The sequence below is a fragment of the Ensifer sp. 4252 genome (assembly GCF_050434565.1).
In the GTDB taxonomy this organism is placed as follows: domain Bacteria; phylum Pseudomonadota; class Alphaproteobacteria; order Rhizobiales; family Rhizobiaceae; genus Ensifer.
Genome location: NZ_JBNDIU010000003.1, coordinates 85,976 through 103,016, shown reverse-complemented (window position 1 = coordinate 103,016; position 17,041 = coordinate 85,976). Strand labels below are relative to the sequence as shown.

18 protein-coding genes are annotated in these 17,041 nt (G+C 62.5%); 7 read left to right on the top strand and 11 right to left on the bottom strand.

Features of this window, described 5'->3' with window-relative positions:
• Positions 1 to 614 precede the first annotated feature (614 nt).
• From ABIE33_RS09535 to ABIE33_RS09525, 3 genes are all read left to right on the top strand, one after another.
• On the top strand, positions 615 to 1,508 hold the full coding sequence (locus ABIE33_RS09535) for a LysR family transcriptional regulator (RefSeq protein ID WP_429124232.1): 894 nt from the start codon (positions 615 to 617) through the stop codon (positions 1,506 to 1,508).
• Between the two features lie 92 nt (positions 1,509 to 1,600).
• The gene (locus ABIE33_RS09530) at positions 1,601 to 2,245 is read left to right on the top strand and encodes a DUF1007 family protein (RefSeq protein ID WP_429124230.1); all 645 of its coding nucleotides are present in this window, start codon (positions 1,601 to 1,603) and stop codon (positions 2,243 to 2,245) included.
• On the top strand, positions 2,239 to 3,294 hold the full coding sequence (locus ABIE33_RS09525) for a nickel/cobalt transporter (RefSeq protein WP_429124228.1): 1,056 nt from the start codon (positions 2,239 to 2,241) through the stop codon (positions 3,292 to 3,294). Before ABIE33_RS09530 ends, ABIE33_RS09525 begins: the two co-directional genes overlap by 7 nt.
• A 25-nt stretch (positions 3,295 to 3,319) precedes the next feature.
• Here the strand turns inward: ABIE33_RS09525 and ABIE33_RS09520 are convergent, their stop codons facing one another.
• The 4 genes from ABIE33_RS09520 to ABIE33_RS09505 form a co-directional block, all read right to left on the bottom strand.
• Entirely contained in the window at positions 3,320 to 3,556 is a 237-nt protein-coding gene (locus ABIE33_RS09520) for a hypothetical protein (RefSeq protein ID WP_429124226.1), read from the bottom strand.
• Between the two features lie 2 nt (positions 3,557 to 3,558).
• On the bottom strand, positions 3,559 to 4,248 hold the full coding sequence (locus ABIE33_RS09515; protein ID WP_429124224.1) for a GNAT family N-acetyltransferase: 690 nt from the start codon (positions 4,246 to 4,248) through the stop codon (positions 3,559 to 3,561).
• A gap of 145 nt (positions 4,249 to 4,393) precedes the next feature.
• Positions 4,394 to 5,101 (bottom strand): tellurite resistance TerB family protein, encoded by a 708-nt coding sequence (locus tag ABIE33_RS09510; protein WP_429124223.1) that lies wholly within the window; start codon positions 5,099 to 5,101, stop codon positions 4,394 to 4,396.
• A 200-nt stretch (positions 5,102 to 5,301) separates the two neighbouring features.
• Complete coding sequence (locus ABIE33_RS09505; RefSeq protein WP_429124221.1) at positions 5,302 to 5,940, bottom strand: 2-dehydro-3-deoxy-phosphogluconate aldolase; 639 nt, start codon at positions 5,938 to 5,940, stop codon at positions 5,302 to 5,304.
• A 200-nt stretch (positions 5,941 to 6,140) separates the two neighbouring features.
• Here ABIE33_RS09505 and ABIE33_RS09500 point away from each other — a divergent pair, with 200 nt between their 5' ends.
• From ABIE33_RS09500 to ABIE33_RS09490, 3 genes are all read left to right on the top strand, one after another.
• Positions 6,141 to 6,614 carry a CYTH domain-containing protein gene (locus ABIE33_RS09500; RefSeq protein ID WP_429124219.1) on the top strand — a complete coding sequence of 158 codons (474 nt, stop codon included), beginning with the start codon at positions 6,141 to 6,143 and terminating at the stop codon, positions 6,612 to 6,614.
• The gene (locus tag ABIE33_RS09495; RefSeq protein WP_429124217.1) at positions 6,611 to 7,519 is read left to right on the top strand and encodes a CHAD domain-containing protein; all 909 of its coding nucleotides are present in this window, start codon (positions 6,611 to 6,613) and stop codon (positions 7,517 to 7,519) included. Before ABIE33_RS09500 ends, ABIE33_RS09495 begins: the two co-directional genes overlap by 4 nt.
• Positions 7,520 to 7,597: 78 nt before the next feature.
• Positions 7,598 to 8,542, top strand: a complete 945-nt coding sequence (locus ABIE33_RS09490) for a rhodanese-related sulfurtransferase (RefSeq protein WP_429124215.1) — start codon at positions 7,598 to 7,600, stop codon at positions 8,540 to 8,542.
• 230 nt (positions 8,543 to 8,772) lie between these two features.
• Here the strand turns inward: ABIE33_RS09490 and ABIE33_RS09485 are convergent, their stop codons facing one another.
• The 5 genes from ABIE33_RS09485 to ABIE33_RS09465 all read right to left on the bottom strand — a co-directional run bounded on the left by ABIE33_RS09485 (position 8,773) and on the right by ABIE33_RS09465 (position 12,852).
• Positions 8,773 to 9,171: a GFA family protein gene (locus ABIE33_RS09485; RefSeq protein ID WP_429124213.1), complete on the bottom strand. Its 399-nt coding sequence runs from the start codon at positions 9,169 to 9,171 to the stop codon at positions 8,773 to 8,775.
• A 116-nt stretch (positions 9,172 to 9,287) separates the two neighbouring features.
• Entirely contained in the window at positions 9,288 to 10,064 is a 777-nt protein-coding gene (locus tag ABIE33_RS09480) for a MetQ/NlpA family ABC transporter substrate-binding protein (protein ID WP_429124211.1), read from the bottom strand.
• A 39-nt stretch (positions 10,065 to 10,103) separates the two neighbouring features.
• Complete coding sequence (locus ABIE33_RS09475; RefSeq protein ID WP_429124209.1) at positions 10,104 to 10,769, bottom strand: methionine ABC transporter permease; 666 nt, start codon at positions 10,767 to 10,769, stop codon at positions 10,104 to 10,106.
• Positions 10,759 to 11,841: a methionine ABC transporter ATP-binding protein gene (locus ABIE33_RS09470; RefSeq protein ID WP_429124207.1), complete on the bottom strand. Its 1,083-nt coding sequence runs from the start codon at positions 11,839 to 11,841 to the stop codon at positions 10,759 to 10,761. Before ABIE33_RS09470 ends, ABIE33_RS09475 begins: the two co-directional genes overlap by 11 nt.
• Positions 11,842 to 12,219: 378 nt before the next feature.
• Positions 12,220 to 12,852 (bottom strand): TerC family protein, encoded by a 633-nt coding sequence (locus tag ABIE33_RS09465; RefSeq protein WP_429124205.1) that lies wholly within the window; start codon positions 12,850 to 12,852, stop codon positions 12,220 to 12,222.
• Positions 12,853 to 13,093: 241 nt separating this feature from the next.
• Here ABIE33_RS09465 and ABIE33_RS09460 point away from each other — a divergent pair, with 241 nt between their 5' ends.
• Positions 13,094 to 13,984, top strand: coding sequence for an NAD-dependent epimerase/dehydratase family protein (locus ABIE33_RS09460; protein ID WP_429124203.1), 891 nt, complete (start codon positions 13,094 to 13,096; stop codon positions 13,982 to 13,984).
• A gap of 45 nt (positions 13,985 to 14,029) precedes the next feature.
• On the opposite strand, the gene ABIE33_RS09455 is transcribed toward ABIE33_RS09460, so the two are convergent.
• Positions 14,030 to 15,397, bottom strand: coding sequence for a GH1 family beta-glucosidase (locus tag ABIE33_RS09455; RefSeq protein WP_429124201.1), 1,368 nt, complete (start codon positions 15,395 to 15,397; stop codon positions 14,030 to 14,032).
• Positions 15,398 to 15,560: 163 nt separating this feature from the next.
• On the bottom strand, positions 15,561 to 16,742 hold the full coding sequence (locus tag ABIE33_RS09450) for a Gfo/Idh/MocA family protein (RefSeq protein ID WP_429124199.1): 1,182 nt from the start codon (positions 16,740 to 16,742) through the stop codon (positions 15,561 to 15,563).
• Positions 16,743 to 17,041 lie beyond the last annotated feature (299 nt).

Below are 17,041 nucleotides of genomic sequence, written 5' to 3'. Positions count from 1 at the left end.
ACCAAGCATGCGCTCGATGCGCGAACGGTGAATCAAAGCCCGCCTAGGCTTCAATTCGGCTTTGTCTGCCATGGATTGGAGGGGATAACCCAACCGCACTTCCGGCAATGAAGGTGTGCCTCTTCAGTAACCCCGGCTGTTGGAGAGCCGGCAGACACCAGAAAGGCCCGCACCGTCGTTGCTTCAAGATGTCCTCGCATTTCCCGGTTGGCCGGAATAGCGACTGGAGGGGTTAGTTCCAGGTACCTTACCGATACCCTCACCTAATCGAGGGTCGGCGGACACCCACAGGCACGTGCGACTTTGGGCAAGGGCGTAGGTAAGAAAAAACCTTGTCGTAATCAAGAGTTTTTTCGCTGCCGTGGTTGAATTTTTTTCGAGACCGGCAACACTGGCAGTGTTCACGTTTACTGAACAATCAACCTCTACGTGGCGATCGCCGCAAGCGATTGAAAGAACTGGATTTATTTTGAGACCTCACCTATCCGGTCGTCAAAATCCGGACAGCGGGCCAAACCGGCCGTAAAGACAGCCGCCGAACAGGCAAACGTGAAAGAAGCATTCGCGGCGAATCAACAGCGCGGCGATCAGGAAAGACGAAGGAAAGACCGGCCATGGACACGCTCACCCGCATCCGCGCCTTCATCGATGTCGTGGACGCCGAAGGGTTTTCGGCCGCGGCCCGCCGCGTCGGCAGGTCGAAGGCGCTGCTGTCGAAATATGTGCGCGAGCTCGAGGACGAGCTCGGCGCGCTTCTGCTCAACCGCACCACAAGGCAATTCTCGCTGACGGAAGCTGGCCATACCTATTACCGCACCGCGTCGGAAATCCTCAAGGAGATCGACAATCTCGCCGACCTCGTGCGCGCCAACAATTCAGACCTCAAGGGCCGCCTGCGGATTACCGCGCCCCGCACCTTCGTCGACGCCGAGATCGGCCAGTCGCTGGTGGATTTCGGCAAGCAGCATCCGGAACTGTCGCTGGAGATCGTCTCGGACGACCGCTTCGTCGACCTCGTCGAAGAAGGCTTCGATGTCGCAATCCGCATCACCCGGCTTGAGGATTCGACCTTGATCGCCCGCAAGCTCGACGACTTCCAGGTCCTGATCTGCGCCGCTCCGGACTTTCTGGAGAAGGTCGGGCCGATCGCGCATCCGACCGACCTTTCGAAGATCCCCTGCATTCTCGACACCAATGGCCGGTCCTATTCCAACTGGCGCTTCATCGAGCCCGACGGTTCCTCCTTCACCGTTCCCGTGAGCGGTCCGATCGAGGTCAACAGCCCGCTTGCCTCCGTGCGCGCCGCCGTCTCCGGCATCGGCGTGGCGCTTGTTCCCGATTTCATCGCCCGCCCCAAGGTCGCCACCGGCGAACTCGTCACGCTCTTCGACGACTTCCTGCCCAGGGACCGCGGCATCTATGCGATATATCCGCACCGCCGCTACCTGCCCGCCAAGGTGCGCACCCTTGTCGATTACCTGCACGCCTGGTTCCGCAAGCCGCGTTGACGCGGCAAGGTCCCAAATCCGTCCCATTTCCGGTACATTGCGGGAACGATTCGAAGGTGCTGTCACGCCCTGACTGAAAGGATTGCCGTTTCATGAGAATTAAGCGCCTCGTCATGGCCGGCCTTGTCACCCTGCTTGCGCCGACCTTGGTCTTTGCCCACCCGCACATCTTCGCCGAGGCCCGCCTGGAAGTGGCCTCCGACGACAAGGGCGAAGTGAGCGAACTGAGAAATGTCTGGCGTTTCGACGAGCTGTTTTCCGCAAGTGTCGTTCTCGACTTCGACAAGAACTCGAACGCCACGCTCGACCCGGACGAACTGGCTGAAGTCGGCCAGACAGTGCTGGAATCGCTGTCGGAGTACAATTACTACACGACGGCTCTGGAAAACGGCAAATCCATCAAGGTCAACAAGCCCGAGCATATCACCGTCGACTACAAGGACGGCCAGTTGCTGATGATCTTCGCGGTCAAGCCGGCCGAGCCGATGCCGCTCAAGGGCAAGCTTTCCTTCGGAGTTTACGACCCGACCATGTACACGGCCATGGACTTCCCGACCGACGACGACCTGACCGTGGTCGGCGACAAGATCACCGCCTGCGAACACAAGGTCGTCCGCCCTGATCCTGACGAAGTCCTTGCCGAGAACAAGGACACGCTGACCGATGCCTTCTGGAGCGACCCGACCGGCACCGACATGTCGAAGCTCTTTGCAACCAGGATAGAGATCACATGCTGAACACCCGCAGGATCGGCGGCCTGATTGCCGCCACGCTTGTGTTGACCGCGCTGACGGCCGGCCTTGCCGCGGCGCAATCGCCGCTTGGCATCGGCACGGCAGAACCATCCTTTCAGACCACTGGTTTTCTCGGCGGCTTCTTCGCTTGGGTAAACGCCGAGCAGCAAGGCTTCTATCGAACGCTGACAGGCGCGCTGAAGGGCATGCGCGAAAATCCGTGGCAGCTCTGGTCGCTGATCGGCCTTTCCTTCACCTATGGCGTCTTCCATGCCGCCGGCCCCGGCCACGGCAAGGCGGTCATCTCCTCCTACATGATCGCCAACGAGACCGAGCTGAAGCGCGGCGTGCTGCTCTCCTTCATGTCGTCGATCCTGCAGGGCGTCGTCGCCATCCTGCTGGTCGGCGCGGTCTATCTGCTTTTGCGCGGCTCCTCGATCAGCATGACCGACGCGACGCGCTCGCTGGAAATTGCCAGCTACGCACTGATCGCCGCCTTCGGCGGCTGGCTTCTGTTCCGTAAGCTGCGCTCGATGATGCGCCCGGCGGCTCTGATGGCAGCGGCCGGCGGCGGACATGTTCATCTCGAGCATGACCATCACGACCATGGCCATCACCGCCACGACCACGCGCATCATCATCACGACCATGGCCATGGCCACGGCGCCGGCGAAGTCTGCTCGACCTGCGGCCATGCGCATGCGCCGGATCCGTCGATGCTGAAAGGCGATCGCTTCGCCGTCAGCGAGGCCTGGTCGGCGATCGTCGCGGTCGGCCTGCGGCCCTGCTCGGGCGCTCTGATCGTGCTGTCCTTCGCCCTACTCAACGGCCTCTATCTCGGCGGCATCCTGTCGGTATTCGCCATGTCGATCGGCACGGCGATCACGGTTTCGATCCTGGCCACGCTGGCCGTCACGGCAAAGGGTTTTGCCGTGCGCTACGCTTCAAGCGCCCAATCGGCCACCCGCATCTCGAACGGTATCGAGATTGCAGGCGCCCTGCTCGTGCTTGTCCTCGGATTGATCCTGCTGGGTGCTGCGCTGCAGAGCTGACGCTCTTCCAGCGTCGCGCGTCGGATCAAAGGCCCCGCTTGCGCTGATGGCGCGCGCGCAGCCAAAAAATCAGGAAGAAGCAGAGAACGAAGACGACGCCGAAGGCGCCGGCGAGCCACACCGAAATATCGCCAAGCCTCAGCATGATCGACGGCAGCACGAAGAAGCCGACGCCGACGACGGCCAGGATGACGGCCGCGGCGATTGCCGGCGACTTTTCCTTAGGTGCTTGGTTTTCTCTGGTCTTCTCGGGCGCGTTCACGCTCACTCCTTTGGCGCGAGGTCCGCGCGAATATCTTCCAGCCGCCGCTTCTGGCGACCGTCGGCATCGAAATTATCAGGCGACAGCCAGTTTTCGAATGCGGCATTGAGCAGCGGCCATTCGCTGTCGATCATCGAGAACCAGGCCGTATCGCGATTGCCGCCCTTGGATATCATATGCTGGCGGAAAATGCCTTCGAAACTGAAACCGAGACGCGCCGCGGTCGTCTGGCTTGCCTGGTTCTCGCTGCTGCATTTCCACTCGTATCGGCGATAGCCGAGATCCTCGAACACGTGCTTGGCCATGAGGTAATGCGCCTCGGTCGACAGCGGCGAGCGGGCCATCGCCGCGCCATGCGCAACGGACCCCACTTCGACCACGCCGTTGGCCGGATCGGCGCGCATATAGTTGGCCATGCCGACGACCTTGCCGCTCGCCTTGTCGCGAAACACTTCGGTCACCCAGCCGGATTTCTCCTGGGCCGTGGTCAGCCAGGCGTCGAAATCGTCGATGCCGCCGAAATCGGCCTGCGCGAAATATTTGAGAAGCGGGTTGATGCCCATGCCGCCGAGCCCGTCCCACAGATCCTGGCGATGTGTCGTCCGGTCATAGGGTTCGAGCCTGACGTAGCGACCTTCGATCGCCACCGGCTTCGGTGCCGGACATCCCTTCCAGTTGCTCAGATCACGCATCGGCCACCTCTCCTGCCACAGCAATTCAAAGCGCTATAGCGACCTTTGCGCGTCTTGTCAGACGCGCGGCGCTATAGTCTTCGGCATAGGGCAGAGAAGCGGCCGACACAAATTCAAACTGGTGATCAATCCATGAGCGACGTGATCAGGCAGGCACCTTGGCCGACGACACCGTCGCCTCGATATGATCGACGAGCGCATCGGGAAGGCCGAGGCGACCTGCGAGCAGATCGAGATAGCCCCGCTCGGCGCGGCTTTCCGGCTCGATCGCGAGGCGCGAGGCGGTGTAGACCTCAACGCGCTCTTCCTCGGTCTTCGCAGCACCGACGATGGCGTCGATATCAACGGGATTGGCAAGCTCGCCCTCAAGGAACGCCGACGCATCGGCCGACAGGCCGGACACCGAAAGCTTGTCCATGATGTGGCGACGCTCGACCTCGTCGATATGGCCGTCGGCGCGCGAGGCCGCGATCATGGCACGCACGAGGACAAGCGCGAAATCGTGGCTGATCTTTTCGGGCTCAGCGGTAAAGCCGGAATCGGTCGGCGGCGGCAGCAGCTCCGGCTGCTTTTGGGCGGCGGGGTCGGTGACCGGAGCGTTGCCCGACTGATAGTTCTTGTATGCCTGGTAGCCGAGGCCGGCGATGGCTGCGAGTCCCCCGAGCACGGCCGCGTTGCCGGTCAGCTGGCGGCCCGACTTGGTGCCCAGCAGCACGGCGGCGATTGCACCTGTTGCCAGCGGATTGTCCTTGGCGAGTTGCGTTACCTGGCCGGCACGGTCGCGCACCGATCCACCCGCTCCCGGCACCTGCGATCCGAGAAACTGGTCCAGCAATTTCTTCGCGTCGAACATGGGGTTTCGCTCCTGTCGGTTCCAGGCGGATTAAAAACATGCGGAACAGGGCGCCGCCTGCACCCACTCCATCAAACCGATTGAGACATAGGAACGTTGCAGTGGAAATACAAATTCGCGTTGCGCACGAAAAAGGTCGGGCACTCGAAAAAGGCCGGACTGACGCCCGGCCTTCGTATTCTCAAGCGGTGGAGCGAACCTCAGCCCTTGAGCGCAAAGGCTTCCGCCGCGAGCTTGGTGATGCCGGCCCAATCGCCCTTTGCCACCAGTTCCTTCGGCGCCACCCATGAGCCGCCGACGCAGATGACGTTCGGCAGCGACAGGTAGTCGCGCGCATTCGAGAGCGAAATGCCGCCGGTCGGGCAGAAGAAGGTGCCGGCAAGCGGCGATGACAGCGACTTGAGGTAGGCAGCGCCACCGGCCTGTTCCGCCGGGAAGAACTTCATGACGTCGTAGCCTTCTTCGCGCAGGCCCATGACTTCGCTGGCGGTCGCAGCACCCGGCAAAAGCGGGGCGTCGTGGTCGTTGGCAACGTCGATCAGCTCCTGTGTCGTGCCGGGGCTGACGATGAACTGCGAACCGGCCTCGATCGCCGCCTCGAACTGGGCGGCATTGAGGATGGTGCCGGCACCGGCAACCGCACCCTCGACCTCATTGGCAACGGCGCGGATCGCTTCAAGTGCTGCGGGCGTGCGCAACGTGATCTCGATCGCTTTCAGTCCACCGGCGACGAGCGCCCGAGCCAACGGCACGGCGGTCGCGACATCGTCGATCACCAGAACCGGGACAACCGGCTGCAGTTTGAGGATGGAAAGAAGCTTGTCGGTTTTCGCACTCATGCAGATCGTCCTTTTAAAACGATTGAATATGCGTCCCGCATACTCCGCCTGCCGCCGCTTGTCGAGGCCGAACGCTAAGCCCCTTCACCATTCATACATAAGCAAAGAAGAAAATAACTTCGGCAACAAAGAGATACTTGAGCCTTGCCCGTAAAACGATAGTTTGATGACCATCGACCCTCTCGAAATGCGGGATACCCATGGCGAAGGAGATAGAGCGCAAGTTCCTGGTGGCCTCCGACGGGTGGCGGGAGCGTGCCGACAAGGGCACCCAGCTCCGGCAGGCTTATGTCGTCACCATGGACGATCGGTCCGTGCGCGTGCGGATCCACGGCAACAAATGGGCGCGGCTGACGATCAAGATCGGCAAGTCGGCTCTGGTCCGCAATGAATACGAATATGATCTGTCGATGGAGGACGCCAGGGAAATGCTCACCCAGGCAGTGGGCGTCGTCATCGAGAAACGGCGCTACCGCGTGCCGCACAGAGGTTTTACCTGGGAGGTCGACGTCTACGAAGGCGCACTTGAGGGGCTCGTCGTCGCCGAGGTCGAGATGAAGCGGGAGACCGATCTGCCCGCACTTCCCGACTGGCTGGGGCCGGAGATCACTGGCGACCGGCGCTATTCCAACCAGGCGCTCGCCACGAACGGACTTGTGGAAGAACAGGCATGAGCTACGCCTTCCGCCCAAGCAGGGCCTTCACCGACGATTTCAAGAAGGTCGGCGCCGAACAATTCGAGCAGGGGATCGAGGTCCTCCGGCTGCGCCCGGACGGCGTGCACGAGGCCATTCACGACGCCCGCAAGTGTTTCAAGCGCCTGCGTGCGCTCTATAGGCTAACCGCCTACGACGCGCCGCTGTTTCAAAAACAGGAGAATGCCCGCATTCGCGATATGGCGCGCAATCTCTCGGCTGTCAGGGACGCGGCCGCGCTCGTCGAAAATGCCCGCTATCTTCATGAAGGCGCCCGCAGCGACGACGAAGAGAGGGCCCTCGACCATGTCTGCTCGCGACTGGTCGAGCGACGCGACCGGATCGCCTCCGAACAAACCGATATCGAGGACAGGATCGCCGCCACCATCGTCAATTGTGAACAGGCCATGGCAGCGCTCGCCCATGTCTCCTTCGACGACCGTCGACGCAAGACGACCGACCGGCTGACAAAGGGCTGGCGGCGCACGCTGAAGCGCGGGGCCCGCGCCCTCGAGGCCTGCCAGGCGAGCACCGAGGCCGCCGCCTTCCACGAACTGCGCAAGCGCGCGCAGGATTATCGCATGCACCTTGCCCTGATGCGTGAGGCATGGCCCTCGGCGATGCAGGCGAAACGCCTGGATGCCAAGGCGCTGGTCGATGTTCTCGGCCACCTCAACGACCTCGACGTCATGACCTCGCTCGTCAACGAGGATCCGGCCCTTGCCGGCAACAGCCAGGATCAGGCTCATCTGATCTCCGCCGTCATCGCACGGCAGGAAAGCCTGCGCTCGGAGGCGCTGGACCGCGCAGCCAGCGTGTTTCTCGATGCGCCGGATGACGAGAGCCGGACCATTCGGCTGCTCTGGCTGGAGGCCAGCCGCTAGCCACGAGCCGCGACAGATGGCCCCTGCAATTGCGGTCCGGATTGCACTTGCGGCGCGAAAGCTGTATTTGCACGGCCCATGACCGACATTTCAACGACCCCGCGCCCTGAGACGCATGGCCAGTTCATGGTCGCAGCGCTCTACCATTTCGTCGCCTTCCCGCGTTTCGCCGAATTCCGCGAGCCGTTGCAGGCGGTTTGCGACGAGAATGGCGTCAAGGGAACCCTGCTTCTTGCCCATGAGGGCATCAACGGCACGATCGCCGGCACCGACGCCGGCATCACGGCGGTGCTGTCCTATCTGCGCGCCCAGCCGGAATTTAAGGGCCTGGAGCACAAGGAAAGCCGTGCCTCTTCGATGCCGTTCCTGCGGATGAAGGCGCGACTGAAGAAGGAAATCGTCACCATGGGCGTCGACAACATCGACCCCAACAAGATCGTCGGCACCTATGTCGATCCCAAGGATTGGAATGCGCTGATCTCCGATCCCGAAACGATCGTCATCGACACACGCAACGACTACGAGACCGCGATCGGCATCTTCAAGGGTGCCGTCGACCCGCAGACCAAGACCTTCCGAGAGTTTCCGGACTGGGTGCGCAACAATGCCGGCCTGCACAACAAGCCGAAGATTGCGATGTACTGCACCGGCGGCATCCGCTGCGAAAAGGCAACCGCGTTCATGAAGGAACAGGGCTTCGACGAGGTCTTCCACCTCAAGGGCGGCATCCTGAAGTATCTCGAAGAGGTGCCGCAGGAAGAAAGCCTCTGGGAAGGCGCCTGCTTCGTCTTCGACGACCGCGTGTCGGTCACGCACGGGCTTGAGGAGGGCGAGCACACGCTCTGCCACGCCTGCCGCCAGCCGTTGACCACGGCCGACCTCGCCTCCCCGCATCACGAGGATGGCGTGTCCTGCATCCATTGCCACGAAGTCCGCAAAGACGCGGATCGCGAGCGCTACCGGCAACGGCAACGCCAGATCACGCTCGCCAGGAAGCGTGGTGAGAAACATCTCGGAAGCTGAAGCGAGCATCGAAGAAGAAGTCGCCCCTCATCCGCCTGCCGGCTCCTTCTCTCCGCTTGGCGGGGCGAAGGGAGATGCCGGGCCATCCGTATCCCCAAGAACCACCCATTCACATCAAGTCAGCATTTTCCGCAACGGAAGCCACTGGCAACCGCGGATGAAGACCGCGTCCCCTCGCCCCGCCTGCGGGAAGAGGGCCAGGGTGAAGGGCAAATCTCGGCGTCGCGTCTCTAGCCCGGCAATGCCTCACATTCCGCAAGCGCCATTGCGGACCGATCCCATTCAGGCCGACTGCGCGTGAAGATCGCATCCGTCGGGGTGAACTCGGAAAGATCGTCCAGCGTGCCGGCATAGATCGTCAGGCGATCATCATCCGACAGGCCACTTCCAAAAATCTGGCTGCCGCAGGTGTCACAGAAATGGCGGATGGAAATGTTGCCGTTCGCGGCAACGGTCTGGTAGCTGCGATAGGACCCGGTCGCAATCACATCCGAACGATCGAAGATCATGTAGCAGCAATGACCGGTACCGGTGACCCGCTGGCAATCGCGACAATGGCAAAAACCGGAATAGGACGGCCTACGCCTGGTCTCATACCGAATGGCCCCGCAAAGACATCCACCCTTCATGCCTGCCTCCTCTTGAGATTGCAGCAAACATAGCGCGCAGCGGCGGGCGTTCAAAAGAAAACCGCGCGCCGGGGTGCGGCGCGCGGTTCGGCATTCGGGTATCTACGCCCGGGAAATTACCAGCTCGGGATCAGCGCGCCCTTGAAGGTGTCGTTGATGAAGGTCCGAACCTTTTCATCGTGGTAGGCTTCGACGAGCGTCTTCACCCAGGGCGCATCCTTGTCGGCGGTGCGCACGGCAATGACGTTGGCGTAGGGCGACTTTTCGCCTTCGATGGCGATGGCGTCTTCCTTGGGATGAAGATCGGCCTCGAGCGCGTAGTTGGTGTTGATCACCGCCGCATCGACGTCGGCGAGCGAACGCGGAAGCTGGGCCGCATCCAATTCGGCAAACGTGATGTTCTTCGGGTTTTCGGTGATGTCGGACGGGGTCACCTTCAGGCCGACTTCTGGCTTGACCTTGATCAGGCCCTTGGAAGCAAGCACCAGCAGCGCGCGGCCGCCATTGGTCGGGTCGTTCGGGATGCCAATCGTCGCGCCGTCCTTCAGCTCGTCGAGGCTCTTCACCTTGCTCGAATAGACGCCCATCGGCGTGGTGATCGTGGTGCCGACGCTGACGATGTCGAAGCCGCGATCGGCGATCTGGTTGTCGAGGTAGGGCTGGTGCTGGAATGAGTTTGCGTTGAGGTCGCCGTCGGCCAGCGCCTGGTTCGGAACGACGTAGTCGGAGAATTCAAGGATCTCGATGTCGAGGCCCTTGGGCGCTGCAACTTCCTTCACCTTCTCCATGATCTGGGCATGTTCGCCCGGCGTTACGCCGACCTTGATGGTTTCGGCGAGGGCCGTACCGGCCGTGAGGGCTGCGATGGCCGCAGCAATGATGAGCTTCTTCATGGGTATCTCCTTGTTGGTGACTTGAATGTCCTGGGGAAATCAGTTCTTGCGGCTGCGCCTGTCAAAGTGGCGCGCCAGTCCGTCGCCGGCGCTCTGCACGAGCTGCACCAGCACGATGAGCACGATGACGACGACCAGCATCACGTCGGGCATGAAGCGCTGGTAGCCGTAGCGGATGCCGAGATCGCCGAGCCCGCCGCCACCGACCGCGCCGACCATGGCGGAGTAACCGATGAGGCTGACGGCGGTCATGGTGAGGGCCATTGTCAGCGCCGGGCGCGCTTCGGCGAGCAGCACCTTGAAGACGATCTGCATCGGCGTCGCACCCATGGCGCGGGCCGCCTCGATCAGCCCCTTGTCGATCTCGCGGATCGCCGCCTCCACCAGACGGGCTACAAAGGGAATGGTGGCGATCGTCAGCGGCACGATCGCCGCCTTGGTGCCGATCGACGTCCCGGTGAGGAGCCGCGTGAAGGGAATGATGGCGACGACGAGAATGATGAACGGCGTCGAGCGCGCGGCATTGACGATCAGCCCGACGATGCGGTTGATCGTCGGTGCCGGAAAGAGCTCACCCTTGCCGCTGGTCGCCAGGAATATGCCGATCGGCAGGCCGATCAGCGAACCGATCAGGCCGGCGGCCGCGACCATGTAGAGTGTATCGAGCGTGGCGCCCCAGATCTTTACCAGAATATCAGGCGACATAGCCGAGCACCTCCGTTACCAGACCGTTTTCGGTGAAGAAGCGTTCGGCACGGCCTGCGGTTTCCGCATCCGCGCCATAGGCGACGACCAGTGAGCCATAGGGCCGGCCGCCGATCTCGTCGATCGTGCCGGCAATGATGTTGACCTCGGCACCAACAGACTTGATCAGCTGCGAAATCAGCGGCCGTTCCGCCGCCGCACCGAAGAAGGTCAGGCGCACGACGGCGCGGTCGCCGGCCACGGCCTGCGGCCTCAGCGCGCGCGACACGGCGTCCGGCAGCTTCGAGCCCGGCAGGCCGGAAAGCATCGCCCGTGTCGTCTCGTGCTTCGGATGGGTGAAGACGTCGAAGGTATGACCGCGTTCGACGATGCGGCCATGATCGATCACGGCGACGTCGGAAGTAACCGCCTTCACCACTTCCATCTCGTGGGTGATGAGCAGCACGGTCAGGCCAAGATCGGCATTGATGCGCTTCAGCAGCTCCAGGATCGATTGCGTCGTCTCGGGATCGAGCGCCGATGTCGCCTCGTCGGACAACAGCAGCTTCGGTTCGGTCGCGAGCGCCCGGGCGATGCCGATCCGCTGCTTTTGACCGCCGGAAAGCTCGGCCGGGTAACGGCCATGCTTGTCGGCAAGGCCGACGAGGTCGAGCAGGGGGCGTACGCGCTTTTCGATGGCATGCTTGTCCATGCCGGCGATTTCGAGCGGCAGCGCCACATTGCCGAACACGGTGCGCGACGACAGGAGATTGAAATGTTGGAAGATCATGCCGACCGACCGTCTGAGATCACGCAGGCCTGCCTCGTCGAGCGCGCCGACATCGACGCCATCGACGAGCACCTTGCCGCCCGTCGGCTTTTCCAGCCCGTTGACCAGGCGGATCAGCGTCGATTTGCCGGCACCGGAGCGCCCGATGATGCCGGTGATCGAGCCGCGCCCGACCGAAAGCGAGACCTTGTCAAGCGCCGTGAAGGCGCCGCTCTTGCCCGACGCTGCGAAATGCTTGGAGACGCCATCGAAGATGACGGCGGCGTCACCGGGCGCCGGCGCTTTGTAGGCGGAAACGCTCATCGTTCGGATACCCCCGAAACAGGCGCTATCGTTATGGACGGGTACATAGGTGCTCTCGGATGCTGGAAACTCAAAATCCCGGGCTCTGAGCGCGGGATGGAAGGCGCGTCTTGTCAGGCCGACATTCGACAACGCATTCGGAACAGGGAGCACTTCTCTAGCATTAGCCAACCGGTGAGTTCAACGTCGTTGCCGCACGAAGAACATGCGACATAATCTACGGCCCTTATGGACAATAGGTCCCGGCTTTTACAGGTATGATTTTCCGGGTTGCTTCGCGTTTGCGGAAAAAACCGCTCTTTCGCGAGCAGCACGGCATTAAGCCAGCCGCCCAACGGCCCGACAAGCGGGCCGTTGCGAACGATCTGCCTTCGAAGATCAAACGCCGATGGCGTGGGCGACCGGCGCCAGATGCGGCCAGACTTCGATCGAGCCGCGATAGATCATGTTGAGCGCCACATACAGGATGATGGCAAGGCCGACATAGGCGATCCAGTGGTAGCGGTTGAGCAGCCGGGCGATGAAGCTGGCGGCAATGCCCATCAGCGCGATCGAAAGGACGAGACCGAAGACGAGGATGGTCGGATGCTCACGTGCCGCGCCGGCGACCGCCAATACGTTGTCGAGCGACATCGAGACGTCGGCAATGACGATCTGGATCGCCGCCTGAAGGAAGGTCTTTCGCGGCGCCGAATCGGCGCCCTCACCCTCGAAATCTTCCGCTCCGCCGGCGCGGATCTCGCGCCACATCTTCCAGCAGACCCACAGAAGCAGAAGGCCACCGGCCAAAAGCAGCCCGATGATCTCGAGAAGCTGCACGGTGACGCTGGCAAGCGCGATGCGAAACACGGTTGCGGCAAGGATGCCGACCAGGATCGCCTTGCGGCGCTGCTCGGCCGGCAAGCCGGCGGCTGCAAGGCCGATGACGACGGCATTGTCGCCCGCCAGAACCAGGTCGATGACGATAACCTGCAGAAGCGCCAGCAGCCCGGCAGAGGTGAAGATTTCCATGATCGATAGTCCCCCAGGCGCCCCACACGCCTATTCGCCATTGCTAACGCATAGAACAAGGGGCGTTGGCGGATCAAGGGGTTGCGGCAGACAGCTTCGGGATACGCACCGCAATGATGGCACTGCGCAGCGAGTTGTTGGTTCAACGGCTATGGAGAGATTGCGGCGCACATCACAGTTTACTGACCGCAGTTCTCTGATACGAAACACAACGAGACTGAGTCGAAAGGCAGGAGAGCGGATGCGCATCGTTTTGACCGGAAGTTCGGGGCGCATCGGCAGGGCGATCTACAACGCGCTGGCGCCCCACCACGACGTGGTCGGCATCGATCGCTCGCCTTTTGCGACGACGGAAATCTCGGGCGATTTTGTCGATGGCGTCCTGTTGGAACGCGCCATGCAAGGGGCCGATGCCGTCATCCATGCGGCAGCGCTGCATGCGCCACACGTCGATGCGATCCCGGACGCGGAATTCGAGCGCGTCAATGTCATGGGCACCCATCTCGTCATTGCCGCCGCGCAGGCGGCCGGCGTCAGCCGGATCGTCTTCACCAGCACGACAGCACTGTACGGCCATGCAGTGAAAGAGGGCGCGTGCGCCTGGATCACCGAGGAAACGCCGCCGCAACCGCACACCATCTACCATCACACCAAGCTTGCCGCCGAGGCGCTGCTGGAAAATGCGGCCGACCGCGCGCTGCACGTCCGCGTCCTGCGCATGTCCAGGTGCTTTCCGGAGCAGGCCGACCGCATGGCGGCCTATCGGCTGCACCGCGGCATCGACGTCCGCGATGTGGCGGATGCGCATGTGGCAGCACTCGACAATGACGGACCTGCCTTTCAGCAGTTGATCATTTCAGGCGAGCCGGCCTTCCTGCCGACGGATTGCCGGCATCTGGCAAGCGACGCCGCCTCGGTTCTGCGTGAGCGGGCGACCAAGTTTTCCCAGGCCTTTGCCGAACGCGGCTGGTCGCTGCCGGCGTCGATCGACCGCATCTACGACCCGAGTGCTGCCATCGGTGCCCTCGGGTGGAAGCCTCGCTTCGGGTTCAAGGAGGTCCTCGCCCAGCTCGATCGCGGCAGTCTCGAGGTATTGCCGGTACGCAAAGCGGGCCCCCGACGCTTCGATTGACAGGCTGCCTTGCGCGCGCGGATGGGCGCGCAAGTGCTTTGGCCATCAGATGTGGTTGCCGCCAGGAAATTCCTCGGCCAATGCCTTGTACCAGTGGCCGCTCTTCTTGATCGTGCGCACTTGCGTTTCGTAGTCCACATGCACGATGCCGAAACGCATCCTGTAGCCTTCCGCCCACTCGAAATTGTCCATCAGGCTCCAGGCGAAATAACCGCGCATCGGATAGCCCTTGGCGATCAGATCTGCCGTCACCGATAGATGCTCGGCGAGGTAGTCGAGCCGCGGCTGGTCATCGACAGCACCGTTTTCGACACCCATGTTGTAGCAGGCGCCGTTCTCGGTGATGTAGCAATCGGGCAGGTCGTAGCGGGCATTCAGCGTTTCCACCAGCTGGCCGAGCGCAGGCGCATAGACCTCCCAGCCGATATCGGTCTTCACATCACTCACCGGCTTGGCGTTGATCGTCGCCGGATATTCGGCACCCGGTGTCGGGTCGTCGCTGACACGCATCGGCGTGTAGTAGTTGAGGCCCCACCAATCGAGCGGGCGCGAGATCGTTTCCATGTCACCGTCTTCAACCAGCGGCATGCGATGGCCAAGCGCGCTCATGAAGCTTTCGGGATACTTAGCCTTGAAGATCGGACCGAAGAAGACGCCATTGTGGAAGTCGAAGGCGCGCTCGGCGGCGGCCTTGTCGGCTTCAGCGTCGCTGCCGGGATAGACCGAGTGGGCATTGATGACGATGCCGGCAGGCAGGTTCGGCCGTTCCGAGCGGATGGCGTCGACACCGAGGCCATGCGCCAGGTTGGTGAAATGCAGCGCGTGCAGGGCCGCATCCATGTTGCGCTCACCCGGCGCGTGAATCCCATAGAGATGGCTGAGCCACACAGAGCACCACGGCTCGTTGAAGGTCGCGACCGCGTCGAGCCGGTCGCCGAGACGCGCAATCACCGTCTTGGCGTAACGCTGAAAAGCATAGGCCGTGGTGCGCGCAGTCCAGCCACCGTCGCCCATCAAGGCCAATGGCAGGTCCCAATGGTAAAGGGTCGCAAAGGCCTTGATGTTACGCGCCTTCAGGCCGTCGACGAGACGGTCGTAGAAGTCGAGGCCCTTCTCGTTGATCGGGCCGGTGCCGTCGGGAATGATGCGCGGCCAGGCGATCGAAAACCGATAGGCCTCGACGCCGAGGCTCTTGATGAGATCGAGATCATCGTCGAGCCTGTTGTAGTGATCGCAGGCGATATCGCCATTGTGCCGGCCGAAGACCCGGCCCGGCATGTTGGAGAAGGCATCCCAGATCGATGGCTTGCGCCCGTCCATCTTGGTGGCGCCCTCGATCTGGAAGGAGGCCGTCGCAACCCCGAACACGAAATCGCCCGGGAAACGCTGGGCAAGGTTTTTTGCTTCGATCATCAGCCTGTCTCGTCCTTTGCAGCGGCCCGCATCCGGCGGGCGGCCGCTTTCCTTGTGTATTTTCGTTCTTCTTGCGGGCCGGCCTAAAGCCGCACCGACAAAAGTCAACCCGCGAAAAAGGGCGAGGCCACACCCGCCCTTGCCCCACCGGCAAGCTTGTCGGCTACACCTTTACCCACGCGCCGTTTCGTTTTGACGACTGCACGCAGGCGTCGACGAAGGCCATGCCCTTCATACCGTCGTCGATGGTCGGATAGCTGACGGCGGGGTCGATGGCCTCGCCCTTGCGTTTGGCAAAGATGGCCCGTGCGGCTTCGGTGTAGATGTTGGCAAAGCCCTCGAGATAACCTTCGGGATGGCCCGAGGGAATGCGGCTGACGCGGGCGGCGGCCGGACCTGAGCCGGCGCCGGCGCGGGTGATCAGCCGCTTCGGCTCGCCGAACGGCGTGTACCAGAGATAGTTCGGGTCCTTCTGCGTCCATTCCAGTCCGCCCTTGGTGCCGTAGACCCGCACCATCAACCCGTTCTCATGGCCGGGCGCCACCTGGCTGCACCACAACAGCCCCTTGGCGCGCTGACCGTCCTTCGTCTTGAAGCGCATCATCACATGGGCATTGTCGTCGAGCTTGCGGCCGGCTACGAAACTGTCGAGATCGGCAGCGAGTTCTTCCAGCTCCAGCCCGGAGACAAAGGCGCCGAGATTATAGGCATGGGTGCCGATATCGCCGGTCGAACCGCCGGCGCCGGAGCGAGCCGGATCGGTGCGCCAGGCCGCCTGCTTCTGGCCCGACTGCTCGATATTCTCCGTCAGCCAGTCCTGCGGATATTCCATCTGCACCAGCCGGATGGCGCCGATGTCGCCGTTTTGAACCATCTCGCGCGCCTGGCGCACCATCGGATAGCCGGTGTAATTGTGGGTGAGCACGAACAGCGCATCGCTGTCGTCGGCCGCCTTCTTCAGCTTTTTGGCGTCTGATAGCGTCGAGGTCAGCGGCTTGTCGCAGATCACATGGATGCCCCGCTTCAGAAACTCTTTGGCCGCGGCATAGTGCACGTGGTTGGGAGTGACGATCGCCACCGCCTCGATGCCGTCCTTCAGCTTGGCCTCGCGGATCGCCATCTGCTTGAAGTCGGAATAGACCCGCGACGGATCGAGCCCGAGCTCGCGGCCGGAGCTTTCGGCCTTGTCCGGCGTCGACGACAAAGCGCCGGCCACCAGCTCGTAGTGATCGTCAAGCCGGGCGGCGATGCGGTGCACCGCGCCGATGAAGGCGCCCGAGCCGCCGCCGACCATGCCGAGCCGGATCCGCCGCTCGCGCTTCTCGCTCGTTCCTTCGATTGCCATCTTGTCTCTCCTCGTCTCGTTTCATTTCGTCGTGTTCTGTCGTGAGGCTGCCCTATTGTCGAGGCTGCCCCTCATCCGCCTGCCGGCACCTTCTCCCCGCCTGGCGGGGAGAAGGGACTTGCCGCACGCGCTCGAAACTATCGGTCCGGCGATCAGCCGCCAGCGCCAATCTGCATCCCGTTGTTCCCGCCTGGGCGGAACGAAGATCGATTGCGGCGGCCTCCGCTTACACGGCAGAACCGTTTGCCACGTCCCCTCGCCCCGCCTGCGGGGAGAGGGTTAGGGTGAGGGGCAGCGGC